Raw genomic sequence first — 13822 nt, forward strand, 5'->3', positions numbered from 1 at the left:
TAAAGCGGAGCGCCGCCCGACCGCTCCCACAGGTTCGTTGCCTGTGGGAGTGACTTCAGTCACGCAGCTTTCCCGGCTTTTCAGCAGGCCCTGGCTTTCCAGGGCCTCGGCAGCCTATTTCACCCGCAGTTCATAACCGACCCGTGCCAGCCAAGCGGCTTCGGCTTCGAAGTCGGCGCGGGTCAGCGGGTTGGCTTCCAGCCAGCCATCCGGGAAAACCAGTTCGAGGCTGCGCTCAGCCGGCTTCAGTTGCACCTCGGAAGCGGTGTGGCAGCGGATATGGTGGAACAGAATGGCGAAGCGCAGAAGGATGCACAGGCGTACCAGGGTATCGGCGTCGGCGCCGGTTTCGCTGAACTTGTCCTGCGGGATGTTGCGTCTATGGCCGCGTACCAGCAGGGCCAGCATGAGTTGATCCTGGCGGGAAAAACCCGGCAGGTCCGAGTGCTCGATCAGGTAGGCGCCGTGCTTGTGGTAGTGATAGTGGGCGATGTCCAGGCCCACCTCATGCACGCGCGCGGCCCAGGCCAGCAGTTCGCGGTGCCAGTCCTCATTCAGGCCCCAGTCGGTCGCGACCTGATCGAAGGCTTCCAGCGCCTTGCTCTCGACGCGCGCGGCCTGTTCCGTATCCACGTGGTAGCGTTCCATGAGGAAGCTCAGAGTGCGGTCACGGATGTCTTCCTGATGATGGCGGCCAATCAGGTCGTAGAGCACGCCTTCGCGCAGGGCGCCTTCGGAATGGGCCATGGCGTTCAGTTCCAGAGCGTCGAAGATGGCTTCGAGGATCGCCAGACCCGCCGGGAAAATACTGCGCCGATCCGGTTTGACGCCCTCGATGTCGATCTTTTCCACGTCGCCGAGTTTGAACAGCTTGCGCTTGAGCCAGCCAATGCCTTCGCGGGTGACCTCGCCGTTGCCCAGGCTGGCGCCCTTGATGCCCAGGCCGACCGCGCGGATGGTGCCGGACGCACCGACCGCGTCCTGCCAGCCGAGTCGGCGCAGACCATGCTCGATGCTCATCAACTCCAGGCGAGCTGCCGTGTAGGCTTGGGCGTAACGTGCCGGGGTGATCTTGCCGTCACGGAAAAAACGCTGGGTGAAACTCACGCAGCCCATCTGCAGGCTTTCGCGCAGGTGTGAGTCGAAGCCTTCGCCGATGATGAATTCGGTACTGCCGCCGCCGATATCGACCACCAGGCGCTTGCCGGCTGCGCTCGGGAAGGTGTGGGCGACCCCCAGGTAGATCAGGCGCGCTTCCTCGCGTCCGGAAATGACCTCGACCTGATGATTGACGATGGCTTCCGCCTGGCGGATGAACAGCGCCCTGTTGCGGGCTTCGCGCAAGGCGTTGGTGCCGACCACGCGCACAGCCCCCTGGGGCAGATGATTGACCAGTTGAGCAAAGCGGCGCAGGCAGTCGAGGCCGCGTTCCATGGCATCCTCGTCCAGCATGCGCTGTTCGTTGATGCCGGCGGCCAACTGGACCTTTTCGCCGAGCCGTTCGAGGATGCGCACTTCACCATTGCTGATGCGTGCCAGCACCATGTGGAAGCTGTTCGATCCCAGATCGAGGCCGGCGATCAGTGGAAAGGGTTCGGCGGCTGGTTGGCGCATGGGCTGATCTCTGTGAAAAATCGTGACATCCTGACACGATCATCGGCATACGCCAACGCGCAACACCCTGCAATACTTCCCGTTGGGGTCTGTCTGGTGGTCTAGTGGGCCGCCATGCGGCAATGGGCTTGGCGATGGACTGCGACTTTCGGTCCTTACCAAGCCGGGCTATCATGGCGTCACTTTCGGTTTTCACCCTGGAGACATTCCATGAGCGAGCACATCAACAATGTCAGCGACAGCAGCTTCGAGCAGGATGTGCTCCAGGCGGACGGTCCTGTTCTGGTCGATTACTGGGCGGAGTGGTGTGGCCCGTGCAAAATGATCGCGCCGGTACTCGACGAGATTGCCAAGGAGTACGAAGGCAAGCTCAAGGTTTGCAAGCTGAACATTGACGAGAACCAGGAAACACCGCCCAAGTATGGCGTGCGTGGTATTCCGACCCTGATGCTGTTCAAGAACGGCAACGTCGAAGCCACCAAGGTTGGGGCACTTTCCAAGTCTCAGCTGGCAGCGTTTCTCGACAGCAACATCTGAGCCTCGCTCCGCTAAGGCCCCTGCAATCGCGGGGGCTTTTTGCTGCAACGGGGTGGACGCCTCGCCTGAGCGATGCTAAATTCGGCCTCGCGACGATTCTTCCGTCGCCCTCTGCATTCGTCGCCGACGCACTTCAGCCTCATATCGCACAACGACCCGTTCGTATTCTGCTGCGCGGCTTCTCAAGCTAATCGCTTCATCCTTCCTGATCTCTTCCTATGAATCTGACCGAACTCAAGCAAAAGTCCATCACCGATCTGCTGGAAATGGCCGAACAGATGGGCATCGACAACATGGCCCGTTCGCGCAAGCAGGACGTGATTTTTTCCCTGCTCAAGAAACACGCGAAAAGCGGCGAGGAAATCTCCGGTGACGGCGTGCTGGAGATCCTCCAGGATGGCTTTGGCTTCCTGCGCTCCGCGGATTCTTCCTACCTGGCCGGCCCTGACGATATCTACGTCTCGCCCAGCCAGATCCGCCGCTTCAATCTGCGTACTGGCGACAGCATCGTCGGCAAGATTCGGCCACCGAAGGAAGGTGAGCGTTACTTCGCACTGCTCAAGGTCGACTCGATCAACTTCGATCGTCCGGAAAACGCCAAGAACAAGATCCTCTTCGAGAACCTCACGCCGCTGTTCCCCAACGAGCGCCTGAAGATGGAAGCCGGCAACGGCTCCACCGAAGACTTGACCGGTCGCGTGATCGATCTCTGCGCGCCGATCGGCAAGGGCCAGCGCGGCCTGATCGTCGCCCCGCCGAAGGCGGGCAAGACCATCATGCTGCAGAACATCGCCAGCAACATCACCCGCAACAACCCCGAGTGCCATCTGATCGTCCTGCTGATCGACGAGCGCCCGGAAGAAGTGACCGAAATGCAGCGCACCGTGCGCGGCGAAGTGGTCGCTTCCACTTTCGACGAGCCGCCGACCCGCCACGTTCAGGTCGCCGAGATGGTCATCGAGAAGGCCAAGCGCCTGGTCGAGCACAAGAAGGATGTGGTCATCCTGCTCGACTCCATCACCCGTCTGGCGCGTGCCTACAACACCGTGATTCCCAGCTCCGGCAAGGTGCTCACCGGTGGTGTCGATGCCCACGCGCTGGAAAAACCCAAGCGCTTCTTCGGCGCCGCGCGCAACATCGAGGAGGGCGGCAGCCTGACCATCCTCGCTACCGCGCTGGTGGAAACCGGCTCGAAGATGGACGAGGTGATCTACGAGGAATTCAAGGGCACCGGCAACCTAGAGCTGCAGCTGGATCGCCGCATCGCCGAGAAGCGCGTGTTCCCGGCCATCAACATCAACCGCTCCGGCACCCGCCGCGAAGAGTTGCTGACCAGCGAGGAAGAGTTGCAGCGCATCTGGATTCTGCGCAAGCTGCTGCACCCGATGGATGAAAGTGCCGCCATCGAGTTCCTCCTCGACAAGCTCAAGGACACCAAGACCAACGACGAATTCTTCATGTCCATGAAGCGTAAGTGATCGACAGGCGGCGAGCCGCCTGAGGCTGAAGGCTGGAGGCGGGACGAGACCTGGTTTTTCGTCCGGCCTCCGGCCTTCGGCGCTTTTATCGAGAAGCCTGATGAAATACACCGACCTGCGCGATTTCATTCGCGTCCTCGAACAGCGCGGCGAGCTCAAGCGCATAGCCGTGCCGGTTTCCCCCGTTCTGGAAATGACCGAGATCTGCGACCGTACGTTGCGCAGGCAGGGGCCGGCGCTGCTCTTCGAGAACCCGACCGGCTTCGACATGCCCGTGCTGGGTAACCTGTTCGGCACGCCTGAACGTGTTGCGCTGGGTATGGGGGCTGACTCGGTGAGCGAGTTGCGCGAGATCGGCAAGTTGCTGGCCTATCTGAAGGAGCCGGAGCCACCCAAGGGGCTCAAGGATGCCTGGAGCAAGCTGCCGATCTTCAAGAAGGTCATCAGTATGGCGCCCAAGGTGCTCAAGGATGCACCCTGTCAGGAAGTGATCGTCGAAGGTGAGGATGTCGATCTGTCCGCGTTGCCGGTGCAGACCTGCTGGCCGGGTGATGCGGCACCGCTGATCACCTGGGGCCTGACCATCACCAAGGGTCCCAACAAGGAGCGGCAGAACCTGGGCATCTACCGCCAGCAGGTGATTGGCCGCAACAAGGTCATCATGCGCTGGCTCAGCCATCGTGGCGGTGCGCTGGACTATCGCGAGTGGTGTGAAAAGTACCCGGACCGGCCCTATCCGGTGGCGGTGGCGCTCGGTGCCGATCCGGCGACCATCCTTGGTGCGGTCACGCCAGTACCTGATTCGCTGTCCGAATATGCCTTTGCCGGCCTGCTGCGCGGTTCGCGCACCGAACTGGTGAAATGTCGCGGCAGCGACCTGCAGGTGCCGGCCGGAGCGGAAATCGTGCTTGAAGGGCATATCTATCCCGGCGAGATGGCCGACGAAGGTCCCTATGGCGACCACACCGGCTACTACAACGAGGTAGACAGCTTCCCGGTATTCACCGTCGAGCGCATCACCCACCGCAAGAACCCGATCTACCACAGCACCTACACCGGGCGCCCGCCGGACGAGCCGGCGATTCTCGGCGTGGCGCTGAACGAAGTGTTCGTGCCGATCCTGCAGAAGCAGTTTCCGGAGATCGTCGACTTCTACCTGCCGCCCGAAGGCTGCTCGTATCGCATGGCGGTGGTGACCATCAAGAAGCAGTACCCTGGCCATGCCAAGCGGGTGATGCTCGGCGTGTGGAGCTTCCTGCGCCAGTTCATGTACACCAAGTTCGTCATCGTCACTGACGATGACATCAACGCCCGTGACTGGAACGATGTGATCTGGGCCATTACCACGCGCATGGATCCCAAGCGCGACACAGTGCTGATCGACAATACGCCGATCGATTACCTCGACTTCGCCTCGCCGATTTCCGGCCTGGGTTCGAAGATGGGCCTCGATGCGACACACAAGTGGCCAGGTGAGACCAGCCGCGAATGGGGGCGCGCCATCGTCCAGGACCCGGCGGTGAAGCGGCGTGTGGATGAACTCTGGTCGCAGCTGGGCATCGACTGACATAACTGAAAGAGGCGAGTAACAGGCCGTTGAAAGCGCAGATGGTTTTCGATGGTCTGTTGGAACTCGTCCGGAGCCTTGGCGGGCCTGCCCCGTTCAATGGATGACGTACATATGAAAGTAACCTTGCAACCTGCCGGCACCGTGCTCGATGTCCGGTCGGGCGAACGCATTCTCGATGCTGCCAAGCGACTGGGCTACGAATGCCCGCAAAGCTGTCGCAACGGCAATTGCCATATCTGCGCCTCGCTTCTGGTGGAAGGCCGCGTGCGCCAAGGCGACGAGATTCGTGATCATGGCGAGCTGCTGGCCTGCGTGGCCGAGCCGCTGGAGGATTGCGTGGTGCTCTGGGATGGTGTGCTGGCGCCGGGCGAGCTGCCTGCGCGGGAACTGAGTTGCCAGCTGGCGGAGTGCCAGGAGCTGGGCGGCGATGTGGTGCGTCTGGTGTTGAGGCTGCCTGCAGGGCGACAGCCGCGCTATTACGCGGGGCAGTACCTGCTGCTACAGCGCGAGGATGGTGAATGGTCGGCGTTTTCCCTGGCTTCTGCGCCGGGCTCTGGTCGTGAACTGGAGCTGCATGTGCTGGCGCGCGAGGATTCGGTCATCGAGCTGCTGGCATTCATCCGCAGACAAGGTTTTGCCCGCATCCAGCTGCCATTCGGTGATACCCATCTGGCGGAGCTGCCCGAGGGGCCGTTGGTGCTGATCGCTGCAGGAACCGGTATGGCGCAGATGCATAGCCTGATCGAATATTGCCGTGCGGCCGGTTTCGTGCATCCGGTACATCTGTACTGGGGCGTGCGCCGCCCCGAGGATTTTTATCAGCTGCCGCACTGGGGCGAATGGTTGGGCATGCCCAACCTGCACCTGCATCGGGTGGTCAGCGACGTCTGTGGCTGGGAGGGGCGCTGCGGCATGCTGCACGAGGCGGTCTGCGAGGACTTTGCCGACCTCAAGCCGCTGCACGTCTATGCCAGTGGCTCGCCGGCCATGGTTTACGGCACTCTGGATGCGCTGGTGGGAGCTGGGATGGACCCGCATCAGATGCGTGCCGATGTGTTCGCTTATGCACCGCGCGAAGTCTGAGGAAAGCGTGAAGGAAAAACGCCGGGCTAGCCCGGCGTTCTTGTTTCAGCGCACCTGCCGCTGTTGCAGTAGCAGATTCTTGTAACCACTGGCGGCCAGAGTCTTCTGCGCCGCATTCAACTGTTCGCGGCTGTTGTAGGGGCCGACCAGCACGCGGAACCAGGGCTCGTCGCGTACCCGCACGCTTTCCACGCGCACGTCCTGGCCGAGCAGGATGATCTGGGCTCGCACGCGGTCGGCCTCTGCCTGCTGGCGGAACGAGCCGGCCTGCAGGAAGAACTGGACCACCGGTGCCTTGGCCACGGTCGGTGGTGGCGGCGGTACTTCGCCGTTGAGCGCGGCCTGGGCGCGGGCTTCATCGATCTTCGCCGCCTCTTCCGGTGTCACCGGCTTGTTCGGTGGCGGCTCGGGTTGCTTGATCTCGGGCGGCAGAATCACTTCCGATTCGGGCAGCAACGTATAGAAATCGTACTTGGGCTTCGGCGGCTGCTCCGTCGGACTGGTGCGCTTGGGTTGCTCGCGGACCGGCTTGGGGGTTTCCTTGTTGCGCTTGACCTCTTCACCGCCCGGCTCCAGATTCATCAGGAACATGATGAAGCCACCAATCACCAGGCCACAGACCAGCCAGATCCAGCCGGGAACGGGCTTTTTCGCGGGGGCCTGGTAGCGACTGGCGCCACGCTTGGGCGCGGGCTTTTTCCGGGCGGCCACTTACATGCGCTCCAGGGTTTCCAGGCCGAGCAGTTCCAGGCCCTGCTTGAGGGTCTTGCCGGTAAGGGCAGCCAGGCGCAGGCGGCTCTGTTTCACGGCTTCGCTCTCGGCGCCGAGGATCGGGCAGTGCTCGTAAAAACTGGAGAACAGGCCGGCCAGGTCGTACAGATACGTGCACAGCAAGTGCGGTTCACCTTTTTCGCCGACGCTGTTCAGCACTTCGCCGAACTGTGCGAGCCTGGCGGCCAGGGTCAGCTCCTGCTCGGCATCCAGTTGGATATGTCCGGCGATTTCGTCGATGCCTTTGCCCAGCTTGCGGAACACGCTGGCCACACGGGTATAGGCGTACAGCAGATAGGGCGCGGTATTGCCTTCAAAGCTCAGCATCAGCTCGAAGTTGAAGCGGTAGTCGCTTGTGCGGTGCTTGGACAGGTCGGCGTACTTGACCGCTCCGATGCCTACGGAACGGGCGATGGTGCGAAGCTCAGCCTCATCCAGATCCGAGTTCTTGCTTTTTACCAGGGCGTAGGCGCGCTGTTCGGCTTCATCGAGCAGGTCGACCAGCTTTACGGTGCCGCCATCGCGAGTCTTGAACGGACGGCCATCGGCGCCGTTCATGGTGCCGAAGCCCATGTGTTCCAGCTGCATGCCGTCATGCACGAAGCCGGCGCGGCGTGCGACTTCGAAAGCCATCTGAAAGTGCAGTGCCTGGCGCTGGTCGACGAAATACAGCACGCGGTCCGCCTGCAACTGCTGACTGCGATAGCGCATGGCGGCCAGGTCGGTGGTGGCGTAGAGGTAGCCGCCACCGGCCTTCTGCACGATCACCGGCAGCGGATTGCCTTCGGCGTTCTTGAATTCGTCGAGGAAGACGCATTGAGCGCCGTTGTCCTCGGTCAGCAGGCCCTTGTCACGCAGGGCGTCGACGATGCCGGGCAGCTCGGCGTTGTAGGCGCTTTCGCCCTTGACATCCATAGGGGTCAGCTTGACGTTGAGCCGGTCGTAGAGCTTTTGGCAGTGCGACAGGGAAATCTCGTTGAAGCGCGTCCATAGACGCAGGCAGTCCGCATCGCCGGCCTGCAGCTTCACCACCAGCTCGCGGGCGCGGTCGGCGAATTCGCTGGATTCGTCGAAGCGTTGCTTGGCCGCGCGGTAGAACTGCTCCAGATCGGAGAGCTCGGTCTGCGCGGCGACCGGTTTTTCTTCGAGATAGGCCAGCAGCATGCCGAACTGGGTGCCCCAGTCGCCGACGTGGTTCTGACGGAACACCGTGTCGCCAAGAAATTCCAGCACGCGGCCCACAGCATCGCCAATGATGGTCGAGCGCAGGTGGCCGACGTGCATTTCCTTGGCCAGGTTCGGCGAGGAAAGGTCGATCACCACGCGCTGCGCCGCGCCGGCCTTGCATACCGACAGCTGCGGATCGGCCAGCGCCGCCTCCAGGCGTCCGGCTAGCGCATCGGTGTTCTGGAAGAAATTCAGGAAACCCGGCCCGGCGATCTCGACCTTGGTGACCTGCGCATCCTGCGGCAGCGCCTCGATGAGCTTCTGCGCCAGGTCGCGTGGCTTCATGCCGGCGGGCTTGGCCAGCATCATGGCTATGTTGCTGGCGAAGTCGCCGTGGGTCTTGTCGCGCGTGTTCTCCACCTGGATCGCGGGCGTCAGTCCTTCCGGCAACACACCTTCGGCGGTGAGACGGATCAGGGCTTGCTGAATGAGGTGGCGAATACTGTCTTTCATCGTCTGCTCGGTCGGCCCGGAGGCATTGGTCGAAAACCGCACATTATAGGAGCAGCAGGCAGGTCGGGTCACGTTTCACCGAGCTGACGAGCGGGATAGCTGGCTAAAACAGATCTATCGGGTCGACATCCAGCGACCAGCGCACCGAACGACTCCCGGGGAGCTGCTCGACCCGTGGCAGCCAGGCGTTCATCAGGCGGTGCAGCGGTGTGCGGGCACTGCCTTGCAGCAGCAGTTGCGCGCGAAATCGCCCGGCGCGGCGCTCCATGGGTGCCGGGACCGGCCCCAGCAGTTCGATACCGGTCAGTTCGAGTTCTGTCAGCAGTTGTTCCGCCTCGCCGCAGGCCTGATCGAGGAAGTCTTCGGCCTGGCCTGGCTTCTGCGCCTCGGCGCGCAGCAATGCCAGGTGGCTGAACGGCGGCAGGCCGGCGGCGCGGCGTTCGCTCAGGGCCTGCTCGGCGAAGGCGAAATAGCCCTGTTCGGTCAGCTGTACCAGCAGCGGATGGTCGGCAAGGTGGGTCTGGATGATCACCTTGCCGGGCTCTTCGGCACGACCGGCACGCCCGGCGACCTGCACGATGAGCTGCGCCATGCGTTCGCTGGCGCGGAAGTCCGCCGAAAACAGCCCGCCATCGGCGTCGAGAATGGCCACCAGCGTGACGCGTGGAAAGTGATGGCCCTTGGCGAGCATCTGGGTGCCCACCAGCAGGCAGGGCTCGCCTCGGTTGATGATGCTCAGCAACTGCTCCATCGAGCCCTTGCGTGCCGTGCTGTCACGGTCGATGCGCAGTACCGGAAAATCCGGGAAGAGAATGCCCAGGCGCTCCTCGGCGCGTTCGGTGCCGGCCCCCACGGGGCGCAGATCGACTTTGTTGCATTGCGGGCAGTTCAGCGGTGGGCGCTCGACATGGCCGCAATGGTGGCAGCGCAGCTCGTTGTGGCGCTGATGCAGGGTCATGCGCGCATCGCAGCGCGGACACTGGCTGAGCCATCCGCAATCGTGACAGAGCAGGGAAGGCGCGAAGCCGCGACGATTGAGAAACACCAGCACCTGCTGACCGGCGGCGAGTGTCTGCGCCATGGCCTGTTGCAGCGGCCCCGAGATGCCCGAATCCAGCGGGCGGCTTTTCACGTCCAGCCGCAGGAATCGCGGAGCCTGCGCCCCACCGGCACGCTGCGTCAGCCTGAGCAGCGCGTAGCGACCGATATGGGCGTTGTGCAGGCTTTCCAGCGAGGGCGTCGCCGAACCCAGTACAACGGGCAGATTCTCCTGGCGCGCCCTGACGATTGCCAGGTCGCGGGCGTGGTAGCGCAGGCCTTCCTGCTGTTTATAAGAGGCGTCGTGTTCTTCGTCGAGGATGATCAGCCCCGGCTTCTTCATCGGCGTGAAGAGCGCCGAGCGCGTCCCGATGATGATGTCGGCTTCGCCGTCACGGGCAGCCAGCCAGGCGTCGAGCCGTTCACGATCATTGACGTTGGAATGCAGCAGGGCGATGCGGGCATTGAAGCGCTTCTCGAAGCGCGCCAGTGTCTGCGGGCCGAGGTTGATCTCGGGGATCAGCACCAGCGCCTGCTTGCCGGCCTTGAGTACCTGGTGGATCAGCTGCAGGTAGACCTCGGTCTTGCCGCTGCCGGTGACGCCCGCGAGAAGGAAGGCCTGGAAGCCATCGAGGCCGGCGCGAATGGCTTCGAAGGCGGCGCGCTGTTCCTGATTGAGCGGCAGTTCCGCTTGCAGCAACCAGCTGCCCTGATGCTGCCGGGCCTGGTGAGTGCGCCGCGTCTCGATACGCAGCAGGCCCTTTTGCAGCAGCTGATCGAGGCTGTCCTTGCTCAGCTGCAACTGGCTCAGCAGTGAGTGGGCGACGCCATGAGGGTGCTGAGCGATGGTTTTCAGTGCCTCACGCTGGCGCGGGGCTCGGTTCAGGCGAGGGTCGTCCGCTCGGGCGCCGGCGGCGGCATGCCAGAAGCGTTCCTGTCGGGCTTCGGCCGGCTCGCCCTGGCGCAACAGCACCGGCAAGGCCCAGCTGAAGGTGTCGCCAAGGCTGTGTTGATAGTACTGGGCGGTCCAGAGGCACAGCCTGAACAGCGCAGGTGGCAGCGGGGGCGTGCTGTCCAGCAATTCCAGCGCGGGCTTGAGTTTTGCTTCCGGCACTTCGCTGTGCGAGGCGACTTCAATCAGCACGCCCACCACTTCGCGGCGGCCAAAGGGTACACGTAGCCGCGCTCCCGGTTGCAGCGCCGAATGGGGCACACCGGAGGGCGGTCGATAATCGAAGAGGCTGCGCAGGGGGGAAGGCAGCGCAAGGCGAAGTATGAGAGACACGCGGAAGTCCTTGACGGCGAAAGGCGATGGTAAACGATCCAGCAAGCGGGAAGCCTGTTTAAGGTGTGTGCGATCGGCTGTCGCTTCAGCATGAGCTGACGTGTGCTTGACAAGCGACGGCTTGCGCTTGCATCAGCTTTGCGCTCTGGTATTATTCGCGCCCTTCCGTGCGGTACTCGACATAGGGTCGGGTGGCGGCACAAGTCCCCGAGGATTTTCCATGAAAGCCGATATCCATCCAAACTACGTTGAAATCGAAGCCACCTGCAGCTGCGGCAATGTCATCAAGACTCGCTCCACGCTGGCCAAGAACCTGAGCATCGATGTCTGCTCCGAGTGCCACCCGTTCTACACCGGCAAGCAGAAAGTGCTGGATACCGGCGGCCGTATCGACCGCTTCAAGCAGCGTTTCGGTGTGTTCGGCGCCAAGTAAGCGGTTGCCGAGACGGAAGCCCGATGCGGTTTTCCGAACATCTGAAAAAGGCGTCCCTGGTGGGCGCCTTTTTCGTTTTCGCACTGTTCAGCCTGCAGGCTCAGGCGTTGTGCCCGGTCGCGGGGCCGCTGTCCCCGGTGGAGGTGGCCTCGGTCACCGATGGCGACACATTGCGCCTGCGTGACGGTCGCAGCGTGCGTCTGATCGGTCTGAATGCGCCCGAGATGGGCCGCAAGGGGCGCAGTGCCGAACCCTTTGCGCAGGCTGCGAAGCGACGTTTGCAGGCGCTGGTCGATGCCAGCGACGGTCGCATTGGCCTTCTCCACGGGCAGCAGGCACGGGATCATTACGGGCGGGTGCTGGCCCATGCCTTCGATCGCCAGGGCTCGAATCTCGAAGCCGCATTGCTCGCCGAGGGCCTGGGCTACTTCGTGGCCATTGCGCCGAACACGGCATTGGCCGATTGTCATCGGCGTACCGAGCAGCGGGCCCGCGTTGCCAAGCGGGGGCTCTGGCAGCGCTCGCCAGTCATTGCTGCAGAACGGGTGCGTCGTGGTGGCTTCGCAGTGGTCAGGGCGCGTGTCGAGCGGTTGGAGACGAATCGCGGTGGCGTCTGGCTGGAGCTTGAAGGCCCGCTGGTCCTGCAGATTCCCCGGCAAGCAGTGGCAGGCTTCGATCAGAATTCGCTGGCCGGTCTACGCGGACGGGAGATCGAGGCGCGGGGCTGGGTGATCGACCGCAAGGGGCGTGCGGATATGTCGCGCCAGGCGCGTTGGCTGATGAAGATCAGCCATCCTGCAATGCTCGGTCCTGTGCCCTGACGCGGTATCCCGGATGCTTCGGGGCGAAGCGGCAGCGGTCGTCCTGTATGTCAGCTTAAAGTCGTAGGGTGGGCTCTTGACAGGCCGCGATCTCATCGACTTGTGAGGGCGCTCAGTCTTGGCGTATGCTCGACCGCCTGTCTGTCCCTAGTAAAAACAAGCGGAAAAGCCCCATGACTGACCTGAAAACCGCCGCGCTCGACTACCATTCGCAACCCCGTCCGGGAAAGCTGAGTGTCGAGCTGACCAAGCCCACTTCCACCGCTCGCGACCTGGCGCTGGCCTATAGCCCAGGTGTTGCCGAGCCGGTACGGGAAATTGGCCGCGACCCCGAACTGGCTTACCGCTATACCGGTAAAGGCAACCTGGTGGCAGTGATTTCCGATGGCACTGCCATTCTCGGGCTGGGCAACCTCGGGCCGCTGGCATCCAAGCCCGTGATGGAAGGCAAGGGCGTGCTGTTCAAGCGCTTTGCCGGTGTTGACGTATTCGACATCGAAGTCGATGCGGAAAGCCCCCAGGCCTTTATCGACACGGTCAAGCGCATCTCTATCACCTTCGGTGGTATCAACCTCGAAGACATCAAGGCGCCGGAGTGTTTCGAGATCGAGCGGGCGCTGATCGAGCAATGCGACATCCCGGTATTCCACGATGACCAGCACGGCACCGCCATCGTGACTGCGGCAGGCATGCTCAACGCGCTGGAGATTGCCGGCAAGACTCTGGAAGAGGCGAAAATCGTCTGTCTGGGCGCCGGCGCGGCAGCCACCTCCTGCATGAAGTTGCTGATCAGCATGGGTGCGCAGGTCGAGAATATCTTCATGATCGACCGCAAGGGCGTAATCCACGCCGGGCGTGACGATCTGAACCAGTACAAGGCCGTGTTCGCTCACGAAACCGACAAGCGCACCCTGGACGATGCGCTCGATGGCGCGGACGTGTTCGTTGGTCTTTCCGGTGCGAATCTGCTGACGCCGGAAGGCCTCAAGCGCATGGCGCCGAACCCGGTTGTATTCGCCTGCTCCAATCCCGATCCCGAGATCAGCCCGGAACTGGCGCATGCAACCCGTTCCGACGTGATCATGGCCACCGGTCGCTCGGATTACCCGAACCAGGTCAACAACGTGCTGGGCTTTCCCTTCATTTTCCGTGGGGCGCTGGATGTTCGCGCTTCGCGCATCAATGAAGAGATGAAGATCGCCGCTGCACACGCCTTGCGCGATCTGGCCAAGCTGCCGGTGCCCGAGGAAGTCTGTGCGGCCTATGGCCTTTGTGGTCTGGAGTTCGGTCGCGAGTACATCATTCCCAAGCCAATGGACCCGCGCCTGATCACGCTGGTATCCGATGCGGTGGCCAAGGCTGCGATCGACAGTGGCGTGGCGACCCTGCCTTACCCTGCGAACTATCCGCTCAAGTCTGTAGCGGACGTATTCGGCAGCTGACTGCTACGGCAACCGACCATCGTTTGTTGCCACAAAGCAGCGTAAAGAAAAACCCGAAGCTCTCAGGAGC

At 62.6% G+C, this 13822-nt stretch carries 11 protein-coding genes; 7 read left to right on the forward strand and 4 right to left on the reverse strand.

The annotated features are described in order from the left end of the window. Positions 1-114 precede the first annotated feature (114 nt). Positions 115-1614 carry an exopolyphosphatase gene (gene ppx / locus G7020_RS04995; RefSeq protein WP_181082835.1) on the reverse strand — a complete coding sequence of 500 codons (1500 nt, stop codon included), beginning with the start codon at positions 1612-1614 and terminating at the stop codon, positions 115-117. 210 nt (positions 1615-1824) lie between these two features. Here ppx and trxA point away from each other — a divergent pair, with 210 nt between their 5' ends. From trxA to G7020_RS05015, 4 genes are all read left to right on the forward strand, one after another. Continuing rightward, positions 1825-2151, forward strand: coding sequence for a thioredoxin TrxA (gene trxA, locus G7020_RS05000; protein WP_181082836.1), 327 nt, complete (start codon positions 1825-1827; stop codon positions 2149-2151). 218 nt (positions 2152-2369) lie between these two features. Next, positions 2370-3629 carry a transcription termination factor Rho gene (rho, locus tag G7020_RS05005; RefSeq protein ID WP_181082837.1) on the forward strand — a complete coding sequence of 420 codons (1260 nt, stop codon included), beginning with the start codon at positions 2370-2372 and terminating at the stop codon, positions 3627-3629. 100 nt (positions 3630-3729) lie between these two features. Further along, on the forward strand, positions 3730-5196 hold the full coding sequence (ubiD, locus tag G7020_RS05010) for a 4-hydroxy-3-polyprenylbenzoate decarboxylase (RefSeq protein WP_181082838.1): 1467 nt from the start codon (positions 3730-3732) through the stop codon (positions 5194-5196). 114 nt (positions 5197-5310) lie between these two features. Next, positions 5311-6282 (forward strand): CDP-6-deoxy-delta-3,4-glucoseen reductase, encoded by a 972-nt coding sequence (locus tag G7020_RS05015; RefSeq protein WP_181082839.1) that lies wholly within the window; start codon positions 5311-5313, stop codon positions 6280-6282. Positions 6283-6327: 45 nt separating this feature from the next. Here the strand turns inward: G7020_RS05015 and G7020_RS05020 are convergent, their stop codons facing one another. The 3 genes from G7020_RS05020 to G7020_RS05030 all read right to left on the reverse strand — a co-directional run bounded on the left by G7020_RS05020 (position 6328) and on the right by G7020_RS05030 (position 11056). Next, a complete protein-coding gene (locus G7020_RS05020; RefSeq protein WP_181082840.1) occupies positions 6328-6993 on the reverse strand; it encodes an SPOR domain-containing protein in 666 nt (221 codons plus the stop codon). Further along, a complete protein-coding gene (gene argS / locus G7020_RS05025) occupies positions 6994-8733 on the reverse strand; it encodes an arginine--tRNA ligase (protein ID WP_181082841.1) in 1740 nt (579 codons plus the stop codon). It lies immediately after the preceding gene. Positions 8734-8836: 103 nt separating this feature from the next. Then, a complete protein-coding gene (locus tag G7020_RS05030; RefSeq protein ID WP_181082842.1) occupies positions 8837-11056 on the reverse strand; it encodes a primosomal protein N' in 2220 nt (739 codons plus the stop codon). 220 nt (positions 11057-11276) lie between these two features. Here G7020_RS05030 and rpmE point away from each other — a divergent pair, with 220 nt between their 5' ends. From rpmE to G7020_RS05045, 3 genes are all read left to right on the forward strand, one after another. After that, on the forward strand, positions 11277-11489 hold the full coding sequence (rpmE, locus tag G7020_RS05035; protein WP_003283472.1) for a 50S ribosomal protein L31: 213 nt from the start codon (positions 11277-11279) through the stop codon (positions 11487-11489). A gap of 23 nt (positions 11490-11512) precedes the next feature. Further along, complete coding sequence (locus G7020_RS05040) at positions 11513-12310, forward strand: thermonuclease family protein (protein WP_181082843.1); 798 nt, start codon at positions 11513-11515, stop codon at positions 12308-12310. 173 nt (positions 12311-12483) lie between these two features. Continuing rightward, a complete protein-coding gene (locus G7020_RS05045) occupies positions 12484-13752 on the forward strand; it encodes a malic enzyme-like NAD(P)-binding protein (protein ID WP_181082844.1) in 1269 nt (422 codons plus the stop codon). The last annotated feature ends 70 nt before the right edge of the window (positions 13753-13822 follow it).

Source organism: Stutzerimonas stutzeri (genome assembly GCF_013522825.1).
In the GTDB taxonomy this organism is placed as follows: domain Bacteria; phylum Pseudomonadota; class Gammaproteobacteria; order Pseudomonadales; family Pseudomonadaceae; genus Stutzerimonas; species Stutzerimonas stutzeri_AK.

What these genes read in the sequence shown, in the direction of transcription:
- ppx (WP_181082835.1), bottom strand. Translation starts at nt 1,614, where the DNA reads ATGCGCCAACCAGCCGCCGAACCCTTTCCACTGATCGCCGGCCTCGAT.
- trxA (WP_181082836.1), top strand. Translation starts at nt 1,825, where the DNA reads ATGAGCGAGCACATCAACAATGTCAGCGACAGCAGCTTCGAGCAGGAT.
- rho (WP_181082837.1), top strand. Translation starts at nt 2,370, where the DNA reads ATGAATCTGACCGAACTCAAGCAAAAGTCCATCACCGATCTGCTGGAA.
- ubiD (WP_181082838.1), top strand. Translation starts at nt 3,730, where the DNA reads ATGAAATACACCGACCTGCGCGATTTCATTCGCGTCCTCGAACAGCGC.
- G7020_RS05015 (WP_181082839.1), top strand. Translation starts at nt 5,311, where the DNA reads ATGAAAGTAACCTTGCAACCTGCCGGCACCGTGCTCGATGTCCGGTCG.
- argS (WP_181082841.1), bottom strand. Translation starts at nt 8,733, where the DNA reads ATGAAAGACAGTATTCGCCACCTCATTCAGCAAGCCCTGATCCGTCTC.
- rpmE (WP_003283472.1), top strand. Translation starts at nt 11,277, where the DNA reads ATGAAAGCCGATATCCATCCAAACTACGTTGAAATCGAAGCCACCTGC.
- G7020_RS05040 (WP_181082843.1), top strand. Translation starts at nt 11,513, where the DNA reads ATGCGGTTTTCCGAACATCTGAAAAAGGCGTCCCTGGTGGGCGCCTTT.
- G7020_RS05045 (WP_181082844.1), top strand. Translation starts at nt 12,484, where the DNA reads ATGACTGACCTGAAAACCGCCGCGCTCGACTACCATTCGCAACCCCGT.